Annotated in this window: 20 protein-coding genes, 2 tRNA genes and 1 pseudogene; 11 read left to right on the top strand and 12 right to left on the bottom strand. The window is 66.8% G+C overall.

Annotated elements, in window-relative coordinates:
- Nucleotides 1-52 precede the first annotated feature (52 nt).
- The 5 genes from DXK32_RS17365 to DXK32_RS17345 all read left to right on the top strand — a co-directional run bounded on the left by DXK32_RS17365 (nt 53) and on the right by DXK32_RS17345 (nt 5,624).
- Complete coding sequence (locus DXK32_RS17365) at nt 53-1,075, top strand: amino acid ABC transporter substrate-binding protein (RefSeq protein ID WP_114859671.1); 1,023 nt, start codon at nt 53-55, stop codon at nt 1,073-1,075.
- 199 nt (nt 1,076-1,274) lie between these two features.
- Nucleotides 1,275-2,474: an amino acid ABC transporter permease gene (locus tag DXK32_RS17360; protein ID WP_114859670.1), complete on the top strand. Its 1,200-nt coding sequence runs from the start codon at nt 1,275-1,277 to the stop codon at nt 2,472-2,474.
- 5 nt (nt 2,475-2,479) lie between these two features.
- Entirely contained in the window at nt 2,480-3,598 is a 1,119-nt protein-coding gene (locus DXK32_RS17355) for an amino acid ABC transporter permease (RefSeq protein WP_114859669.1), read from the top strand.
- 22 nt (nt 3,599-3,620) lie between these two features.
- Nucleotides 3,621-4,397 (top strand): amino acid ABC transporter ATP-binding protein, encoded by a 777-nt coding sequence (locus DXK32_RS17350; RefSeq protein ID WP_114859712.1) that lies wholly within the window; start codon nt 3,621-3,623, stop codon nt 4,395-4,397.
- Between the two features lie 141 nt (nt 4,398-4,538).
- Nucleotides 4,539-5,624 carry a pyridoxal phosphate-dependent aminotransferase gene (locus DXK32_RS17345; RefSeq protein WP_114859711.1) on the top strand — a complete coding sequence of 362 codons (1,086 nt, stop codon included), beginning with the start codon at nt 4,539-4,541 and terminating at the stop codon, nt 5,622-5,624.
- On the opposite strand, the gene DXK32_RS17340 is transcribed toward DXK32_RS17345, so the two are convergent.
- From DXK32_RS17340 to DXK32_RS17305, 8 genes are all read right to left on the bottom strand, one after another.
- Nucleotides 5,560-6,513 (bottom strand): EamA family transporter, encoded by a 954-nt coding sequence (locus DXK32_RS17340; RefSeq protein ID WP_114859668.1) that lies wholly within the window; start codon nt 6,511-6,513, stop codon nt 5,560-5,562. The two genes, DXK32_RS17345 and DXK32_RS17340, sit on opposite strands and share 65 nt — an antisense overlap.
- A 65-nt stretch (nt 6,514-6,578) precedes the next feature.
- Nucleotides 6,579-7,220, bottom strand: coding sequence for a GNAT family N-acetyltransferase (locus DXK32_RS17335; protein ID WP_114859667.1), 642 nt, complete (start codon nt 7,218-7,220; stop codon nt 6,579-6,581).
- The gene (locus DXK32_RS17330) at nt 7,196-7,630 is read right to left on the bottom strand and encodes a GNAT family acetyltransferase (protein ID WP_114859666.1); all 435 of its coding nucleotides are present in this window, start codon (nt 7,628-7,630) and stop codon (nt 7,196-7,198) included. Before DXK32_RS17330 ends, DXK32_RS17335 begins: the two co-directional genes overlap by 25 nt.
- Nucleotides 7,627-8,514 (bottom strand): 3-mercaptopyruvate sulfurtransferase, encoded by an 888-nt coding sequence (gene sseA / locus DXK32_RS17325; protein ID WP_114859665.1) that lies wholly within the window; start codon nt 8,512-8,514, stop codon nt 7,627-7,629. Before sseA ends, DXK32_RS17330 begins: the two co-directional genes overlap by 4 nt.
- A gap of 15 nt (nt 8,515-8,529) precedes the next feature.
- The gene (locus DXK32_RS17320) at nt 8,530-9,237 is read right to left on the bottom strand and encodes an alanyl-tRNA editing protein (protein ID WP_114859664.1); all 708 of its coding nucleotides are present in this window, start codon (nt 9,235-9,237) and stop codon (nt 8,530-8,532) included.
- Between the two features lie 16 nt (nt 9,238-9,253).
- Complete coding sequence (locus DXK32_RS17315) at nt 9,254-10,258, bottom strand: cysteine synthase A (RefSeq protein ID WP_114859663.1); 1,005 nt, start codon at nt 10,256-10,258, stop codon at nt 9,254-9,256.
- A gap of 111 nt (nt 10,259-10,369) precedes the next feature.
- Entirely contained in the window at nt 10,370-10,978 is a 609-nt protein-coding gene (locus DXK32_RS17310; RefSeq protein ID WP_114859662.1) for an NUDIX domain-containing protein, read from the bottom strand.
- Between the two features lie 86 nt (nt 10,979-11,064).
- Entirely contained in the window at nt 11,065-12,087 is a 1,023-nt protein-coding gene (locus DXK32_RS17305) for a S1C family serine protease (protein ID WP_114859661.1), read from the bottom strand.
- Nucleotides 12,088-12,277: 190 nt separating this feature from the next.
- Between DXK32_RS17305 and DXK32_RS32720 the strand changes: the two genes are divergently transcribed.
- Together DXK32_RS32720 and DXK32_RS17300 are read left to right on the top strand one after the other, a co-directional pair.
- The gene (locus DXK32_RS32720; protein WP_205215752.1) at nt 12,278-12,454 is read left to right on the top strand and encodes a hypothetical protein; all 177 of its coding nucleotides are present in this window, start codon (nt 12,278-12,280) and stop codon (nt 12,452-12,454) included.
- Between the two features lie 131 nt (nt 12,455-12,585).
- Nucleotides 12,586-12,825 carry a hypothetical protein gene (locus tag DXK32_RS17300; RefSeq protein WP_114859660.1) on the top strand — a complete coding sequence of 80 codons (240 nt, stop codon included), beginning with the start codon at nt 12,586-12,588 and terminating at the stop codon, nt 12,823-12,825.
- Nucleotides 12,826-12,865: 40 nt separating this feature from the next.
- Here the strand turns inward: DXK32_RS17300 and DXK32_RS17295 are convergent, their stop codons facing one another.
- The 4 genes from DXK32_RS17295 to DXK32_RS17285 form a co-directional block, all read right to left on the bottom strand.
- Entirely contained in the window at nt 12,866-13,105 is a 240-nt protein-coding gene (locus tag DXK32_RS17295) for a hypothetical protein (protein WP_114859659.1), read from the bottom strand.
- A gap of 209 nt (nt 13,106-13,314) precedes the next feature.
- Nucleotides 13,315-13,390, bottom strand: a tRNA-Asn gene (locus DXK32_RS17290).
- Between the two features lie 278 nt (nt 13,391-13,668).
- On the bottom strand, nt 13,669-14,238 hold the full coding sequence (locus tag DXK32_RS32225) for a hypothetical protein (protein ID WP_162801220.1): 570 nt from the start codon (nt 14,236-14,238) through the stop codon (nt 13,669-13,671).
- 419 nt (nt 14,239-14,657) lie between these two features.
- Nucleotides 14,658-14,731: transfer RNA gene (locus tag DXK32_RS17285), tRNA-Cys, on the bottom strand.
- A gap of 218 nt (nt 14,732-14,949) precedes the next feature.
- On the opposite strand from DXK32_RS17285, the gene DXK32_RS17280 reads away from it, so the two are divergent.
- The 4 genes and pseudogenes from DXK32_RS17280 to DXK32_RS33695 form a co-directional block, all read left to right on the top strand.
- Nucleotides 14,950-15,606: a protein-L-isoaspartate O-methyltransferase family protein gene (locus tag DXK32_RS17280; RefSeq protein WP_114859658.1), complete on the top strand. Its 657-nt coding sequence runs from the start codon at nt 14,950-14,952 to the stop codon at nt 15,604-15,606.
- A gap of 110 nt (nt 15,607-15,716) precedes the next feature.
- Nucleotides 15,717-16,043: a rhodanese-like domain-containing protein gene (locus tag DXK32_RS17275; RefSeq protein WP_114859657.1), complete on the top strand. Its 327-nt coding sequence runs from the start codon at nt 15,717-15,719 to the stop codon at nt 16,041-16,043.
- A 35-nt stretch (nt 16,044-16,078) separates the two neighbouring features.
- Nucleotides 16,079-17,437 carry a TolC family outer membrane protein gene (locus tag DXK32_RS17270; protein WP_247877210.1) on the top strand — a complete coding sequence of 453 codons (1,359 nt, stop codon included), beginning with the start codon at nt 16,079-16,081 and terminating at the stop codon, nt 17,435-17,437.
- 141 nt (nt 17,438-17,578) lie between these two features.
- Nucleotides 17,579-17,694: pseudogene (locus tag DXK32_RS33695) on the top strand (DUF2497 domain-containing protein); the annotation flags it as partial.

Raw genomic sequence — 17,694 nt, 5'->3', positions numbered from 1 at the left:
GCGCAATGCACGAACCTAAGCGTAAAAACGCAAGAACAGGGTGGAGCTTAATATGAAATCGGGAATCCTCGCCGCTGCTGCCGCGGCCGTGGTGTTCGGCGCCGTCACCGGTGCCCAGGCCGGTCCGACGCTGGACGCCGTCAAGGGCCGCGGCTTCGTCCAGTGCGGCGTGAACGCCGGCCTTCCGGGCTTCGGCAACCCCGACAGCTCGGGCAACTGGACCGGTCTCGATGTCGATTACTGCCGCGCGGTCGCGGTTGCGCTGTTCAACGACCCGAACAAGGTCAAGTTCACCCCGCTGTCGGCCCAGCAGCGTTTCCCCGCCATCCAGTCGGGCGAGGTCGATCTGCTGTCGCGCAACACCACCGTCACGCTGACCCGCGACACCTCGGTCGGCCTGAACTTCGCCCCGGTCACCTATTATGACGGCCAGGGCTTCATGGTGAACAAGAAGCTCGGCGTGAAGAGCGCCAAGGAGCTGAACGGCGCCACCGTCTGCGTCCAGGCCGGCACCACGACCGAACTGAACCTGGCGGACTATTTCCGCACCAACAACATGTCCTACAACCCGGTCGTCATCGAGTCGAACGACGAGGTGAACGCCGCCTACTTCGCCGGCCGCTGCGACGTGCTGACGACCGACGCCTCCGGTCTGGCCGGCACCCGCGCCGGCGTGGCCCCGGTTCCGGACGACCACCTCATCCTCCCGGAGATCATCTCCAAAGAGCCGCTGGCCCCCGCCGTCCGTCACGGTGACGATCAGTGGTTCGATGTGGTGAAGTGGACCGTCTACGCCACCATCCAGGCCGAAGAGATGGGCATCACCTCCAAGAACGTCGACGAGTTCGTGAACAGCAAGAACCCGGAGATCCAGCGCATCCTCGGCACCTCGCCGGGCATGGGCAAGGCGCTGGGCCTTGACGAGAAGTGGGCCTACAACATCATCAAGACCATGGGCAACTATGGTGAGATCTTCGAGCGCAACGTCGGCACGAAGACCCCGCTGAAGCTGGAGCGCGGTCTGAACGCGCTGTGGACCAACGGCGGTCTGCAGTACGCGATGCCGATCCGCTAAGGACGGAAAGGGGGACCGCGGACCACAGGGAGGCCCGCGGTCCTTCCTTTTTTGACGACGGGCGGGGCGGTTGCAGGGCGACAAGAATCAAGGCCCGTGCCGCAGGCCCGTTTGGGAGACGATATACGTGGCGCAAGTTGCGGCGGACGTTCGGGAGGCGGCCGACGCCCTTATGCCATGCTGGTGAGGGGAGAGAACCGTGGCCAGCGAGACCCGGGACACCGCGCGCCCAAGCGCGCCTGGCGGTGTTTCATTTTCCCTCAGCGACCCGACGGTGCGTGCCGTGTTCTACCAGGTTCTGGTGGTCGGCATCGTCATCGCGGTCGGCTGGTTCCTTATCCACAACACGCTCGACAACCTGTCGAAGCGGTCCATCGCGACGGGATTCGGTTTCCTGGATCGCGAGGCCTCCTTCGGCATCGGTGAGAGCCTCATCGACTATCATCCGCGGGACAGCTACGGCCGGGCCTTCCTGGTCGGCGTGCTGAACACGCTGAAGGTGTCGATCATCGGCGTCGTCCTGGCGACCGTGCTGGGCACGCTGATCGGCGTCGCCCGCCTGTCGAGCAACTGGCTGATCGCCAAGCTGGCCTCCACCTATGTGGAGATCGTCCGCAACATCCCGCCGCTGCTCCAGCTCTTCTTCTGGTACGCGCTGGTCTCGGAAAGCATGCCGCCGGTGCGGCAGGCGCTGAACCCGATTCCCGGCGTGTTCCTGTCGCAGCGCGGCCTGTTCGTGCCGGTGCCCTCCGCCGACCCGGTGTGGGGAACGATGGGCTTCGCGCTCGCCATCGCGGTGATCGCCGTGATCTTCCTGCGGCGCTGGGCCAAGGCCCGGCAGGAGCGGACGGGCCAGCCCTTCCCGGTCGGCTCGGCGAGCCTCGGGCTGCTGATCGGCCTGCCGCTGATCGCCTACATCGCCGGCGGCGCGCCGACGGCGCTGGACGTGCCGAAGCTGCAGGGCTTCAACTTCGTCGGCGGCGTGGTCATCACCCCGGAATTCTTCGCGATCCTGGTCGGTCTGGTCGTCTACACCGCGGCCTTCATCGCCGAGGTGGTGCGCAGCGGCATCCTGGCGGTCAACTGGGGCCAGACGGAAGCCGCGAGGGCGCTCGGCATCGACAGCGGCAAGACGCTGCGGCTCGTCGTGCTGCCGCAGGCGCTGCGGGTGATCGTGCCGCCGCTGACCAGCCAGTATCTGAACCTGACCAAGAACAGCTCCCTGGCGCTCGCCATCGGCTACCCGGATCTGGTGTCGATCGCCAACACGACGCTGAACCAGACCGGTCAGGCGATCGAGGGCGTGGCGATGATCATGGGCACCTATCTGGTCATCAGCCTGGGCATCTCGATCTTCATGAACTGGTACAACAAGCGCATCGCGCTGGTGGAGCGCTGACGGCCATGGCAAACAACGTTCATACCGGCAACGTCCATTCCGGCAACATCCCCGACGAGCGTCCGCCGTCCAACACCGTCGGCCCCGTGGCGTGGCTGCGCAACAACCTGTTCAACACCTGGTACAACGCGCTCCTGACGATCCTGATCGCCTGGCTTCTGTTCAAGGCGATCCCGCCGCTTCTCGACTGGCTGATCTTCAGCGCCAACAGCTTCGGCACACCGCCCCAGGTGTGCCGGCAGGAGGGTGGCGCCTGCTGGACCTTCGTCAGCGAGAAGCTGCGCTTCGTCATGTTCGGCACCTTCCCGTACGACGAGCAGTGGCGGCCGCTGATCACCATCGTGATCATCATCGCGCTGGTGCTGGCGAGCTGCGACCGCCGCTTCTGGAAGCCCTGGCTGGCCCTCGTCTGGATCGCCGGCCTGACCGCGGTGGGCGTGCTGATGTGGGGCGGCGTGCTCGGCCTGACCTATGTCGAAAACACGCTGTGGGGCGGCCTGCCGCTGACCCTGATGCTGTCGGTGGTCGGCCTCTCCGTGGCCTTCCCGGCGTCGGTCCTTCTGGCGCTCGGCCGGCGGTCGCAGCTTCCGGCCATCCGCGTGATCTCGGTGACCTACATCGAGCTGATCCGCGGCGTGCCGCTGATCAGCCTGCTGTTCATGGCCTCGGTGATGTTCCCGCTGTTCCTGCCGACCGGCGTGAACTTCGACAAGCTGCTGCGCGCCCAGATCGCCTTCATCATGTTCGCCGCCGCCTACATGGCGGAAGCCATCCGCGGCGGTCTCCAGGCCATTCCGAAGGGCCAGTACGAGGCGGCGGACGCGCTCGGCCTGAACTACTGGCAGGCGATGGGCAAGATCATCCTGCCGCAGGCGCTCGCCATCTCCATCCCGCCGCTGGTGAACACCTTCATCAGCTTCTTCAAGGACACGTCGCTGGTCATCATCATCGGCCTCTACGACCTGCTGGGAACCGCCAAGGCGGCGCTCTCCGACCCGGCCTGGCGTGGCTTCTACCGCGAGGCCTACCTGTTCATCGGCGTGATCTACTGGGTGTTCTGCTTCTCGATGTCCAAATACAGCCAAAAACTCGAACGCGACCTGCGTCGCGGTCACCGTCGCTGAGGGAGAGGGAAAAGAGATGACCATGACCCAAACCGCCGGCGCCGCGCGCAGCTTCCCCCAGGGGGAGCCGATCATCCAGTGCCAGGGCGTGCACAAGTGGTACGGCGAGTTCCACGTCCTGAAGAACATCGACCTGTCGGTCGCCAAGGGGGAGCGGATCGTGATCTGCGGCCCCTCGGGCTCCGGCAAGTCGACCATGATCCGCTGCCTGAACCGGCTTGAGGAGCATCAGAAGGGCTCCATCATCGTCGACGGCATCGAGCTGACCGGCAACCTGAAGAACATCGAACTGGTCCGCCGCGAAGTCGGCATGGTGTTCCAGCATTTCAACCTGTTCCCGCACCTGACCGTGCTGGAGAACTGCACGCTCGCCCCCATCTGGGTCCGCAAGAAGCCGAAGGCCGAGGCGGAGGAGATGGCGATGCGCTACCTGAAGCGGGTGCGCATCGCCGAGCAGGCGCACAAGTATCCCGGCCAGCTTTCCGGCGGCCAGCAGCAGCGCGTGGCGATCGCCCGCTCGCTGTGCATGAGCCCGAAGGTCATGCTGTTCGACGAGCCGACCTCCGCTCTCGACCCCGAGATGGTCAAGGAAGTGCTGGACGTCATGATCGGTCTGGCCGAGGACGGCATGACCATGCTCTGCGTGACGCACGAGATGGGCTTCGCCAAGTCGGTCGCCGACCGGGTCATCTTCATGGACCGTGGCGAGATCGTCGAGCAGAACACGCCCAACGAGTTCTTCAACAGCCCGCAGTCGGACCGGACGAAGCTGTTCCTCAGCCAGATCCTGAACCACTGATGCTCACAACCGCGCCGGAACGGCTTGTTCCGGCGCGGTAAACCAGCGCAACCCGCAAGGAACGCTGGCGGGTTGCCGCGGTTTCGGGTTGAATGCAGTCCGTTCGTGCTGTCTGCCGCTATGCACAACGGAGCCTGCCTGATGGAGCTGCTGAGTCCCCGTCCCGGAATTGGCCAGATCAAGCCCTACCGTCCCGCCCGACCACCGGAGGACGGCGCCGCCTGGGTCGATCTGTCTCTGACGGTCAATCCGCTGGGACCCGGCAAGAAGGCGCTCACCGCCTACCGCCACATGGCGGCGCAGATCCACCGCTATCCCGACTGGTCGCAGGACCGCCTGCGCCACGCCATCGCCCGGCGCTACGATCTGGACGCCGGCCACATCACCTGCGCCAACGGCTCCGACGAGATGATCCACCTCGTCACCCAGGCCTTCGCCGGGCCGGGGGACGAGGTGCTGTGCCACGAGCACGGCTACCGCGGCTTCATGAAGGCGATCCGCGCCGCCGGGGCGACTCCGGTCATCGCCGCGGAGCGCGATCTGGTGGTCGATGTCGAGGCGATGATCGACCGGGCGAACGAGAAGACGAAGCTCTGCTTCCTCGCCAACCCGAACAACCCTACCGGCACCTACATCCCGGCGGAGCTGGTTCTGCGGCTGCGCGCCGGCCTGCCGTCGCACACTCTGCTGGTTCTGGACTCGGCCTACGCCGACTATTGCCGCCGCGACAACTACAGCGACGGGACGGAGATCGTCGAGAACTCCGACAATGTGCTGATGGTGCGCACCTTCTCCAAGCTCCATGGGCTGGCCGGGCTGCGCGTCGGCTGGGCTTACGGCCCGGCGGGGGTGATCGAGGCGGTCAACCAGACGCGCGGCCCCTTCAACGTCGGGATCGCCGCCCAGGCCGCGGCGGAGGCCGCCGTCGGCGACACCGAGCATGAGGAGGCGACCTTCGCCCACAACAGCGCGTGGCTGCCCTGGTTGAGCCACGAGCTGGAGCAGCTCGGCGTGCGCGTCTATCCCAGCGTCTGCAACTTCATCCTGGCGCGCATCCCGACCGACCCGTCGCTCGGCGTCCAGGCGGTGCTGGACCATCTGGCGCGCCGCGGCATCCTGGTGAAGCCCACCCTGGATTACGGTCTGGCCGACTGCCTGCGCATCACGGTCGGGCGGGAGGACGAAAACCGGGCTCTGGTGGCTGCTCTGGGTGAGATTCTGAGCTGACCACCGGCTCCACGCCGGGAACCGGTTCGGGTATAGGGTCGGGATGCCGGGCGTGCTCGCGGGCGAAGATGAACAGCCCGGAGCCGACGACGATGACGATGCCGACCAGAGACAGCAGGTCCGGCCACTCGTCGAAGAAGATCGCCCCGATGGCCAGCGCCCACAGGATCTGGCTGTACTGGGCTGCCCCCACCCGGTCGGCCGGGGCGAAGGCGGCGGCCAGGGTGAACAGGGCCTGGGCGGCGAAGGTCGTGGTGGCGAAGCCCACCGTCAGAATCCACTGCTCCTGCGTCGGCCACTCGAAGCCGGGGATCATCAGCAGGCCGGACGCGACGGCGGTGGACAGGAAGACCGTCCCGATCAGGGTGAAGCGCTTCTCCGAATGCCCGATCATCCGCCCGGTGATGACCACGACGGCGGAGCTGAAGGCGCAGCCCAGCGCCGCGAAATGGCCGGGCAGCAGCTCGCGGAAGCCGGGGCGGGCGACGATCAGCACACCGATGAAGGCCGCCCCGATGGCCAGCCGGCGACGCCAGCGCACCGGCTGCTTCAACACGACGATCGCCAGCAGCGTCACCAGGCTGGGCATCAGGAAGATCATCGCGAAGGCTTCCGCGAAGGGAAGGCTGCGGAACGACATGACGCTGAGCGGGGTGGAGGCCGCGACGAAGACCAGCCGCACCGCCATCAGCCAGGGGCGGTTCCAGCGCAGCAGGTCGCCGATGCGGTCCCCCCTGGTCATGAAGACCGGGGAGAGCAGCAGCGGCAGGATATAGGCGAAGAAGGTGACCTCGAACGGGTCCAGCCCATGGCCGATCGCCTTCACCAGCGCGTCGCCCCAGGCGAAGAAGGCGAAGGCCAGGAACGCGAACAGAATGCCCTTCATCATGGCGTCGGTGCCCTGGCGTTCGAAGCGGCGTGGAGCGAACTCGGGCGAGCGGGCCGGTCAGCCTGTCACTCGTTGATCGGAATGTGCGGCGCCGAGGTCCGCGGCAGCCAGCCGAGCAGGCGGGGATCGCGGATTTCGCGGGTCACATGCCGGTAGGGCACGAAGCCCATCGACTGGTAGAGCGGCAGCGCCTTTGGATGGTCGAAGGTGCAGGTGTTGACGAGAAGCCGCTTCGTCCCGCCCTGCCAGGCCAGCCGGATCGCCGTGTCGAGCAGCCAGGGGCCGAGCTTCAGGCCGATGAAATCGGGAATCAGCCCGAAATAGGCCAGATCGGTGTCCTCCTCCCGCCGGTCGATCTCGGCGTAGCCGGCGGGCGTGCCGTTCACGTAGAGGACCCAGATCTCGACCCGCGGGTCGGTGACGACGCGCCCCAGTTCCGGCATCGGCATGCGCCGCCGCTCGTGCCACAGCCAGGGCTCGCCGACCGTGTCGTAGAGATAGCGGTAATAGGAGGCGGTGGGCGGGTTGGCCCGCACCAGCGCCACGTCACCCGCCGGACGGGGCAGGGGCGCGTGGGCTGGCGGGGCCGTCATCTCCAGATAGGTGACGATGACGGACAGGCAGCCAAGCGGCACCGGCGCCGCGATCCGGGAGGGCGGCAGGGACGTCCGGGAGGGCGGCGTCAGGGAGAATCGGTCTTCAGCCATTTCTGCATCACGGTAACGGGACCGGTGGCATAGCCCAGCCGCTCATAGAACGCCACCACGGCGTGGTTCGTCGCGCGCACCATGAGCTGCGCCTTGGGCATGCCTGCTTCCACCAGCCAGCCCTCCGCCGCCTCGACCATCGCCCGGCCGTGCCCGTGCCCGCGGCAGGCGGGATCGACCGCCAGATAGTAGAACCAGCCGCGGTGCCCGTCGTGACCGACCATGACCGACGCCAAGGTCCGCTCGCCCGCGCGGCCGATCAGGATCGTGGCGTTCGGCTTGGACACCGCGAGCGCGATGTCGGCCACCGGGTCGTTCCATGGCACAACGAGGTTGCAGGCGGTCCACAACGCCACCACGTCGTCGCGGTCCGCCGCGTCGTAGTGGCGGATGCTCAGGGCGCCGCTCACCGCGCCACCGGTCCCGTTTCCAGCGGGAGGTCATCGCGCAGCCCCCATTCCGCCCAGGACCCGTCATAGACGGCCACATCCTCCTTGCCGGCCACGGCCAGCCCGAGCGCCAGCACGCAGGCGGTCACCCCGCTGCCGCAGGAGGCGACGATGGGACGCTCCAGATCGAGACCGGCGCCCTTCGCCCGCTCCGCGATGGCTTCGGACGGCAGCAGGGTCTTGCTCTCCGCGTCGACCAGCTCGTTGAAGGGCAGGTTGAGGCTGCCGGGGATGCGCCCGCTGCGGCGACCCGGCCAGGGCTCGGTGACGGCACCCTCGTAGCGGTTGGCGGCCCGGGCATCCACCACCTGATCCACCCGCGAGTCGATGTTGGCGAGCAGGTCGTCGGCCCGCCGCAGCAGGCCGGGGCGCAGCGCCGCCGTGAAAGCCGCCGGGGCCGGGTCGGCCGGACCGGATTCCAGGGGGCGACCCTCCGCGATCCATTTCGGCAGGCCGCCGTCCAGCACGGCGACGCGGCCATGCCCGAACAGGCGGAACATCCACCAGACGCGGGCGGCGGCGGTGGCCATGCCGGCGCTGTCATAGACGATCACCGTGTCGCCGCCGCCGACGCCAAGCGCCCCGACCTTGGCCGCGAAGGTCGCCTCGTCCGGCACCATGTGCGGCAGGGGATGGGTGTCCGGCTGCGCCACGTCGTCGATGTCGATGCGCACGGCCCCGGGGATGTGCCGCTCCAGGAACTCGGCAGCCGGCTCACGGCCGGAGCCGGGCATGAACCAGGAGGCGTCGAGGACGCGCAGGCCCGGCTGGCCCAGCCGGTCGGCCAGCCAGCCCGTCGGAACGATCGGGCCGGGGAGGGTGAGCGTGGTGTGCGAATCGGTCATGACATGTCCTCCCGTTCAATCCCGCAGCGCGACGACCACGCGCCGGTTCTGCTTGCCCTTGTTCTCGATCTTCACGACGTCGAGCCCGCCGATCTCGCCCAGCCGCTTCACATGGGTACCGCCGCAGGGCTGGCGGTCGACCCCGGCGATGTCCACCAGCCGGACGCGGCCGTGGCCACGCGGCGGCTTGACCGTCAGGGTGCGGATCAGCTCGGGGTTGGCGTCCAGTTCTTCGTCGGTGATCCACAGCGAGCCGACCGGCGTGTCCGCGGCGACCAGCCGGTTCAGGGCCACCGCGATGGCCTCCTTGTCGAGCCCCTCGGTCGGGACGTTGAAATCGACGCGGCTGCGCTCCGCCCCGACCTGGGCGCCGGTGATCGAGGCGCCCGGCAGCACGGCGCAGACGAGGTGCAGCGCCGTGTGCATCCGCATGTGGCGGTGCCGGCGGTCCCAGTCGATCTCGGCGTCCACCGGGGTGCCGGGAGCGGGCAGGGCCGCGCCGGGCTCCGGCACATGGATGACGTCGTCCGGCCCGTCGCCCTTCACCGTGTCGACGATGCGCAGCGTGGCCCCGGCGACGCGCAGCAGCCCGGTGTCGCCGGGCTGGCCGCCGCCGTTGGGGTAGAAGACCGTGCGGTCCAAACGGATGCCCCGCTCGTCCGCGGCGATCACGGTGGCGGTGCAGGAGGTGGCGTAGGCGTCCTCGCGGAAAATCAGCTCCATGGAACCTCGGGTGCGTTTACGAATCCAGCCAATCGGGAACAGGCAGATTCTTCTCACGCAGGAAGGCCGGATTGAAGAGCTTCGATTGGTAGCGCTGCCCTCCGTCGCAGAGAATCGTCACGATGGTGTGGCCCGGACCCATCTCCCTGGCGATGCGGATGGCCGCCGCGATGTTGATGCCCGACGAGCCGCCCAGCACCAGGCCCTGCGACTTGATCAGGTCGAAGATGATCGGCAGGGCTTCCTCGTCGGGGATCTGCAAGGCCTGATCGACCGGGGCGCCCTCCAGGTTAGCGGTGATCCGGCCCTGGCCGATGCCTTCGGTGATCGAGCTGCCCTCGGCCTTCAGCGTCCCGTGGGCGTAGTGGTGGTAGAGGGAGGCGCCCATCGGGTCGGCCAGAACGATGCGGACCCCTGGATCGCGCTCCTTCAGCGCCAGACCGACGCCGGCCAGCGTGCCGCCGCTGCCCACCGCGCAGGTGAAGGCGTCGATCCGCCCCTCGGTCTGGGTCCAGATTTCCGGACCGGTGGTCAGGCGGTGGCCCTCGCGGTTCGCCACATTGTCGAACTGGTTGGCCCAGACGGCGCCGTTCGGCTCGGTCTTCGCCAGCTCCTCGGCCAGACGGCCGGAATAACGGACGTAGTTGTCGGGGTTGGAGTAGGGCACCGCCGGCACCAGACGAAGGTCGGCGCCGATCAGGCGCAGCATGTCCTTCTTCTCCTGGCTCTGCGTCTCCGGCATCACGATGACGGTGCGGTAGCCGAGCGCGTTGCCAACCAGCGCCAGCCCGATTCCGGTGTTGCCCGCCGTGCCCTCCACAATGGTGCCGCCGGGGCGAAGCAGGCCCCGGCGCTCGGCGTCGCGGACGATGGCCAGGGCCGCGCGGTCCTTCACCGAGCCGCCGGGGTTGAGGAACTCCGCCTTGCCCAGGATCTCGCATCCCGTGGCCTTCGACGGCCCTTCCAGCCGAATCAGCGGCGTGTTGCCGATGGAGCCGATGAAGCCGGTGCGGATGTCCACGAACTGTCTCCCGAATCGAATGATGAGCCGGGCAACACTATCGGATTGCGCACCAGGGAATTCAAGGTCGGCTTGTGAAATGCAGCATTGAACGAGTCACGATCGTTCTTTTTATTTCCCAATCCACTTGGCGCGCAGCCGGTCGCGGTTTCGTGCGAACCAGCCGAGCGCGATGATGGCGATGGAGTTGTTCAGCCGGTTCTCGTCGAGCAGCCGGATCGCCTCGTCGGCCGGGACGACCATGATGCGGATGTCCTCGTGTTCGTCGGCGCAGCCGCCCGTCGCGGCAAGACCCCGGCTGTCCACCCGCCCGCAAAAGACGGTGACATGTTCGTCGTAGGCGCCGGGGCTGGGATAGTAGTCGCAGATCGTCTCGATCTCCTGGACGGCGCAGCCGGCCTCTTCCATGGCCTCGCGTCGCGCCACCTGTTCGGGCGTCTCACCCTCGTCCAGCAGGCCGGCGACGATCTCCGTCAGCCACGCCCGCCCGCCCGCCGAGGCCGATCCGACCCGGAACTGTTCGATCAGAACGACGCAGTCGCGATCCGGATCGTAGAGCAGGACGCCCACGGCCTCGCCGCGCACACAGACCTCGCGCGGCGGCAGGACGCCGCTCCAGGACCCGTCGAACTTCTTGTGGCGCAGGCGGTAAACGTCGACCTTGAGATAGCCGTTGTAGGCCCTCTTCTTCTCTTGGACCTCGATGTCCGGATGATCCACGGGCGGCACTCCTTGGCTTGCGGTGCGGGCATGGTCCAAGGATGTAGCGCATCCGCCCGGCCTGGGCGAGGCGGCCAAACGGACTCTCAAAAGGTCGGGTTCAGCTTCAGCGTGCTGTAGCGGTCGGCGGAGGGGACGGCGACCGGCTCCAGCTTGGGGCCGCGCAGCAACTCCAGCGGCACGGTGACTCCGGCCGGCCCGAGACCCCAGACCTTGCGGTAGAAGTCCGCCAGCCCCTTCGGCCTTTGGCCGGCGACCCCGACGATCATGTCGCCCGGCTGGATTCCCACGGTCGCGGCGGGGCTCTGCGGGGTGACCCGCTCCACCATCAGGCGGCCCTGCTCCTCGCGCAGGGTAACGCCCAGCCAGGGGCGCGCCGGCTCCTGCCGCCGCCCGAAGGCCAGCAGATCGGCCAGGATCGGCTTCAGCGCGGAGACCGGAACGAACATGTTGCCGGGAATGCCGCCATGGGCCGGCACCGCGTCGCGCACGATCAGCGATCCGATCCCGACCAATTCGCCCTTGCGGTCGATCAGGGCGGCGCCGTTGAAGCCCATGATCGGCGGCGTCGTGAAGATCGCCTCGTCGAGCAGATACTCCCAGTAGCCGGCGAACTCGCGTTTCGCGACGATCAGCACCGGCTGCACCCCGGTGGACCCCTGCCGGGTGAGCACCATGGCGCGCTCCCCCTCCTTGATCGCGTCGGAATCGCCGAGGCGCACGGGGGCGGCGCTGAAGCCCATGCCGGCGCGCAGCAGCCCGAAGCCGCTGGCCTGGTCGTAGGCCACGAACTCGGCGGGATAGCCGCGCCCCTCGCCGGTGGTCACCTGGAGCTGCGACGCCTCCAGGATCGTGTAGCCGATGGTCAGGATCAGCCCGGACCCGTCGATGACGACGCCGGTCCCCTCGCGCTCCGTGCCGAGCGAGCGGGCGCTCTGGCTGTCGGGCAGGATGGTGGCGGAGATGCGGACCAGGGCTCCCGCCAGCTTCGCCGCGTCGAGCTGCTCCGCCCGCGCCGTGGCGAGGGGAGGGGTCAACAAAAGGATGGCGGAAAGGCAGGCCATGGAGAGGGGCATCGTCCAGGGGATGCGGCGCCAGCGACCCGTCATGCTTCCCTCCCTTGCCGGAGTCGAGTCGGGCGGGACGCCGGAGTGCTCGATCCCCGGATTAAACATGAGCGCCAGGGCGCATCCATCAAGGGGTTCCCTGATTCGACGGGAAAACACCTGTCCGGACCATGAAACCTCTGTCCGCCGCGCAACGTTACCCATGGCAGCGACACCACGAAGGACGGGACCGATGCCGATCAACAGCGAACGCGAACTCGAACAGGCGGTTGCGGAGTTCCAGCGTCTGGCCGACGAGCCCGCCGGGTCGTCCGGCGAACGCCGGAAGCTCGAACTGGATGCGGATATCAAGGCCTTCTACGCCCAGCACTCCGACGACATGCGCAAGGGCAAGCCACGGCACGAGTGACGCGCCGCCGCCGACACCGGCGCGCATTTCTTCATCGACGCGGAGGGGGCGGCTGACCGACACTGCCGCCGTTCCCGGACCGGGTCGTCGGGCCGGGACGCCGCCGTTGAAGGAAGGAGCGCGTCCCTGCGATGAAGCGAATCGACAACTGCTACACCTGCCTGTTCTGGGAAGGGCAGGGCATCCGCCAGAGGGGACCGAAGGGCCTGTGCCGACGCTTTCCGCCGCAGGTGACGCCGCGCGACACGGAAGGACGCTTTCCGATCACCCTGTCCACCGACTGGTGCGGTGAATGGAGACGCGACATCGGCGACCCCGCCGGCGAGGCGGCGGACAACCGCCTGATCTACGACGACCCGCAACCGCGATAGACCGCCACGCCGGCGGTCCATGCGATCCCGGAGGGTCGTGTCACCGCGGCATCGGCATCGGTGTCACGATCAGGGAGCGCTGGTTCTCCGGGAGAGCCGCCTCCCCAGGCCCCAACATCCGATGCCAGTCGATGCCGAGCAGGACAACCGCCAGCGCCATGGACAGAGCAAGCACCGCCACCGCGCCGACCCATCCCTCCGCCTGACGCGGTCCATCGGGACGCCGGGAGTCGTCTTGGGGGGTGATGAGCCGAGGAGAGAGAAGTGGGAAGATGGTCATGGGTCGCCTCCACCGCTGAACAGGCGAAATCCCGACTCGAAGGGTTTCCGATCACAGTGTAGCGCCGGAAGCGCGGCAGACGCACCAGACCTTCGGTCGGACCGCCCATTCCTTCGGATCATACCGAAAGCGGTGGCAACGACCGGACGCTAAGACCATCCGCCATGAGAAAAGGCCGAGTCCGCAAGGACTCGGCCTTTTCATCGAAGTGGCTCCCGGTGCTGGACTCGAACCAGCGACACGCGGATTAACAGTCCGCTGCTCTACCGACTGAGCTAACCGGGATCAGTCTGACCGGCCTTGCGAGGTGCAACGTCCGGCGTGGGCGGCTATATAGCGGACCATCCGACGCTTGCCAAGCCTTTTGATGGCAAAAAATCCACCGGACCGGGCAGGGGGAAAGGAGGTCCCTCGCGGATTATGCGCCTCTGCACGGCGGGGGGTCTGCACGCCCACCGTCCCGGACTTCCTGCGCGAACTGTGGGGCAACCGTCCGAGCACGGATGCGCGCGCCCGTGCGGCGCGGCAAACGCTTGCCTTCCTCGAAGCCGCTTATGGCGCATTCATGCAAGCTGGCCGCCCGGGGGGATGGTCACGTCCAGAACCTGTTGCACGTTGTTGATGTCATCCCAGTACACTCTGATAACGATATTGTGTGCCCCATTGTTCACAAGGGGGGCGACTTTGAGGGTGTTGGTGATTGTTCCGCCAAAAATATAATGACATCCTTTTATGAAAATATGTTCAAGGTCATAATCTTGACCATCGAGCGTAATATCCAGCCCATTGTTGTTTTGAGTGTAGTTGTTATGATTGTGCCAGAGTCCGCCATTGTCCCGGTATCGCGCTGTACCAAGGTAGGCATCGACTCCATTCAAAGTATGCTGCTCCAAACCGAGTTCAAAGCAAGAGCCCTGTCTGCTAGCGAACCGATTGTTGAAATTGGTGGTGACGCCCATATATCGATTAAAGGGAATGGCGTTGTTGTTTGGATAAACATTTATTATTATATACACGCCGTCGCCGGTATTTCCTTGAATCCCCACAGGTAGTGCTGTTGGGTTACCTGGATTGGCGGGAAGCATTGCGTCCAATTGAATTTGTGCTCCGAGAATGAATTCAACCTCAGCCATTTGCCGAACTCCCTGGCAACGCGGAAAGGATTATCCGCATGCAGTCGACGCCCAGGGCATGGAAGATGTGAGGCCGCCCGCCGGTCAAAGCTCCGGGAGTTGGACGCGCGAAGCCCGCTCTGGCAGAGGCGTCCTTCTGGTAAGAGCTGATGCGGCTTTCGCCAGAACGGAGTCGCCGGATAAAAACCGGCGCAACGCCTTCAAACGGCGCCGAACGGGCGCCGCATCAGGGGGGCCTGCGCAAGCGGGCAATCAATTTGTGGAAAAAGGGCGGTGTCGTGGACGACGGAGGCCGCGAGAACCTTGTCCGCAGTCTGGACGACCCTTGGAAGCAATCGGGGGGGGGTAAACTGTGTGCCCCAGGCCTTCGGGCCTCAGGGCGAAAGGCTGAAAACCCTAAGGTTTCCAACGATCAAGGATGGAGGCACGGGCGGGAATCGAACCCACGTACACGGATTTGCAGTCCGCTGCATCACCACTCTGCCACCGCGCCATCCTTGCGTCCGACACCCCCTAGCGGGAGCGCCGCGGCGTGGGAGCGGACGTATACTGCTGTTTATGGGGGTGGTCAAGCGCCTTCGTGGCGTTTTTTCGATGATCCGGTGCGGCGTTGTGTTCGTGAGACTTTGAAGATATATACGCGACGAGGCAGCGAGGCCGCGCATCACGGCTTGGCGCCGCGCTCCGTCCACCAGATTGTAAGCGACCGCCATGTCCGAATACGCCGCCGCCCGCCTCAACATGGTCGAAGGGCAGATCCGACCGAACAAGGTGACCGACCAGCGTCTGGTCGATGCCATGCTCGACATTCCCCGCGAACAGTTCGTACCGAAGGCGGCGCGCGGCATCGCCTATGTGGACGAGGACCTCGCGATCGGCAAAGGCCGCTATCTGATGGAGCCGATGGTCTTCGCCCGCATGCTCCAGGAAGTGGGCATCGAGGCGACGGACGTCGTGCTCGACATCGGCAGCGGGTCCGGCTATTCGACCGCCGTGCTGGCCCGCCTTGCCGCGACCGTCGTCGGCATCGAGTCCGACGCTGAACTGGCCGGGCAGGCCACGGAGGCGCTGACCGCCGTTGGCGCCGACAATGCCGTCATCATCTCGGCGCCCCTGGCCGAGGGCTATCCGCAGCAGGCCCCGTACGATGTTATCGTGATCGAAGGCCTGGTGTCGGAGGTGCCGGACGGCATCCTGGCCCAGCTGGGCGAAGGCGGACGCCTGGTCACCGCCGTCATGGGCGACCGTGGGGTGGGCGAGGTGAAGCTTTATCAGCGCAGCGGCGGGGTCACCTCGGCCCGCACGCTGTTCGAAGCGCACACGCACCCGCTGCCCGGTTTCGAAGCCAAGCCGAAATTCGTATTCTGATCGTAGAATGAGTGATCCCGGGGGCTTCGGCCCCCGTCGACCTTTCCCCCAGCCTGTCACCTTGCCTTTCACCGGCCGCGGTCTTGCGGCCCGCAGCGGAGAATCAAGGCATGCCGGCGCCGTTTGAGATGGAAGTCGAGGATCTGGACCGCATCCGGACATCGGGTGACGATCCGCTGGTCCTCGATGTACGGGAACCGGGGGAGGTGGCCATCTGCGCCCTTCCCGACAGCCTCCACATTCCGATGGGGGCGTTGCCCGCCCGCGTCGGGGAGTTGCCGCGGGACCGCGACATCGTGGTCGTCTGCCATCACGGCGGACGCAGCGCGCAGGTGACCATGTGGTTGCGTTCCCAGGGATTTTCCCGCGCCACCAACCTGAATGGCGGGGTGGATGCCTGGGCGCGCCGAATCGACCCGAACATGAAGGTCTATTGAACATGACTGTGCGAAGCCGTTTCGCGCGCCATTTGATGGCGACCGCCCTCACGCTGGGGGTTGCCTTCGTCGGGGGCATCGACACCGCGTCGGCCCAATCCCTCGAAGACGCGCTAGCGCAGGCCTATTCCAACAACCCGGCGCTCGCCGCCCAGCGCGCCCGCCAGCGCGCCGTGGACGAGAGCGTTCCGCAGGCCCTGTCCGGCTACCGTCCGACGGTGCGGGCGACCGCGGGCATCACCCGCAACGCCTCCGACAGCAAGTTTCAGGGCGGCGAGACCGGGTCCGAGAACAACGCCAAGAGCGTCGGCGTCACCGCCACCCAACCGCTCTACGACGCGACCGTAGGTCCGGCCGTCCGCCGCGCCGAGCGCACCGTCGAGGCGCAGCGCGCCACCGTGCTCGCCAACGAGCAGCAGATCCTGCTGAACGCCGCGGCCGCCTATCTGGATGTCGTGCAGAACCAGGCGGTGCTGGAACTCCAGGCCAACAACGAGCAGGTCCTGCGCCGCCAGCTCGACGCTGCCCGCGACCGCTTCCGCGTCGGCGAGTACACCCGCACCGACGTCAGCCAGTCCGAATCGCGTCTGGCCGCCTCCATCGCCGCCCGCATCTCCGCCGAAGGCACGCTCCAGGCCTCGCGCGCGACTTACGAGCGCGTCGTCGGCTCGATGCCGGGCAAGCTGAAGGCGCCGAAGCCGAAGTTCAAGCTGCCGGGGACGCTCGACGAGGTCGTCGAAATGGCCCGTTCCAACAACCCTTCGGTGCTGTCGGCCACTTACACCGAGGCGGCGCAGCGCGAGGCGGTGGACCAGCAGTTCGGCCGTCTGCTCCCGTCGGCCAACCTGTCGGCGCAGGCCAACCGCACCATCGACGCCGGCCGTTCGTCGGGCATCGACATCAAGCGGCAGGACGGCGCGCAGTTCACCGCGCAGATCACCATCCCGCTCTATCAGGCCGGCCTGCCGGAAGCGCTGACCCGCGAGGCGAAGCACACGGCGAATCAGGCCCGCCTGCAGATCGACGACACCCGCCGTCAGGCGGTCGAGGCGGCGATCAGCGCGTGGCAGGGGCTGCAGGCCGCCCGGGCGAGCATCGAGTCCTACAACTCCCAGATCCGGGCCGCTGAAATCGCGCTGGAAGGCGTGCGCCAGGAGGCCCAGGTCGGGTCGCGCACCGTGCTCGACGTGTTGAACCAGGAGCAGGAGCTGCTGAACGCCCGCGTCAACCTCGTCCGCGCTCAGCGGACGGAGATGGTCCAGGCCTTCACGGTCCTCGGCGCCATCGGCCAGTTGACGGCGCGGCAGCTCAACCTGCCGGTCCAGTATTACGATGCCGACACGCACTACAAGCAGGTGCGGAACAAGTGGATCGGAACCGGCGTGCCGGAGTGACCGCACTTGAATGCCCCTTCCAGGGTGATCGTCCCCGGATGATCGAAACGGCCCGCCTCGGCGGGCCGTTTTTGTCTGGTGGCTTTTTACCCAGTCCTGCCCTAGTGTCCGCGTCAGGATGACGTCTCCGGGTTTGCCACGATGAGCGATAAAGGCCAGCAAGAACCGTCGATGGAGGAGATCCTCGCCTCCATCCGCCGCATCATCTCGGAGGATGGCGAACCCGCGAAGGCGGAAGCGGCGCCCCCTCCACCGCC

It is taken from the genome of Azospirillum brasilense (genome assembly GCF_003349955.1).
GTDB classification, from domain to species: Bacteria; Pseudomonadota; Alphaproteobacteria; order Azospirillales; family Azospirillaceae; genus Azospirillum; species Azospirillum brasilense_B.
The sequence above is the reverse complement of the archived record's forward strand: the minus strand, read 5'-3'. Positions and strand labels throughout refer to the sequence as shown.

Bases quoted from the DNA above. Each gene is read 5' to 3' on its own strand.
- DXK32_RS32720 (WP_205215752.1), top strand. From the start codon at position 12,278: ATGCCGATCAACAGCGAACGCGAACTCGAACAGGCGGTTGCGGAGTTC.
- DXK32_RS17305 (WP_114859661.1), bottom strand. From the start codon at position 12,087: ATGACGGGTCGCTGGCGCCGCATCCCCTGGACGATGCCCCTCTCCATG.
- sseA (WP_114859665.1), bottom strand. From the start codon at position 8,514: ATGACCGATTCGCACACCACGCTCACCCTCCCCGGCCCGATCGTTCCG.
- DXK32_RS17320 (WP_114859664.1), bottom strand. From the start codon at position 9,237: ATGGAGCTGATTTTCCGCGAGGACGCCTACGCCACCTCCTGCACCGCC.
- DXK32_RS17345 (WP_114859711.1), top strand. From the start codon at position 4,539: ATGGAGCTGCTGAGTCCCCGTCCCGGAATTGGCCAGATCAAGCCCTAC.
- DXK32_RS17355 (WP_114859669.1), top strand. From the start codon at position 2,480: ATGGCAAACAACGTTCATACCGGCAACGTCCATTCCGGCAACATCCCC.
- DXK32_RS17350 (WP_114859712.1), top strand. From the start codon at position 3,621: ATGACCCAAACCGCCGGCGCCGCGCGCAGCTTCCCCCAGGGGGAGCCG.
- DXK32_RS17270 (WP_247877210.1), top strand. From the start codon at position 16,079: ATGGCGACCGCCCTCACGCTGGGGGTTGCCTTCGTCGGGGGCATCGAC.
- DXK32_RS17300 (WP_114859660.1), top strand. From the start codon at position 12,586: ATGAAGCGAATCGACAACTGCTACACCTGCCTGTTCTGGGAAGGGCAG.
- DXK32_RS17365 (WP_114859671.1), top strand. From the start codon at position 53: ATGAAATCGGGAATCCTCGCCGCTGCTGCCGCGGCCGTGGTGTTCGGC.
- DXK32_RS17340 (WP_114859668.1), bottom strand. From the start codon at position 6,513: ATGATGAAGGGCATTCTGTTCGCGTTCCTGGCCTTCGCCTTCTTCGCC.
- DXK32_RS17280 (WP_114859658.1), top strand. From the start codon at position 14,950: ATGTCCGAATACGCCGCCGCCCGCCTCAACATGGTCGAAGGGCAGATC.
- DXK32_RS17275 (WP_114859657.1), top strand. From the start codon at position 15,717: ATGCCGGCGCCGTTTGAGATGGAAGTCGAGGATCTGGACCGCATCCGG.
- DXK32_RS17335 (WP_114859667.1), bottom strand. From the start codon at position 7,220: ATGGCTGAAGACCGATTCTCCCTGACGCCGCCCTCCCGGACGTCCCTG.
- DXK32_RS32225 (WP_162801220.1), bottom strand. From the start codon at position 14,238: ATGGCTGAGGTTGAATTCATTCTCGGAGCACAAATTCAATTGGACGCA.
- DXK32_RS17295 (WP_114859659.1), bottom strand. From the start codon at position 13,105: ATGACCATCTTCCCACTTCTCTCTCCTCGGCTCATCACCCCCCAAGAC.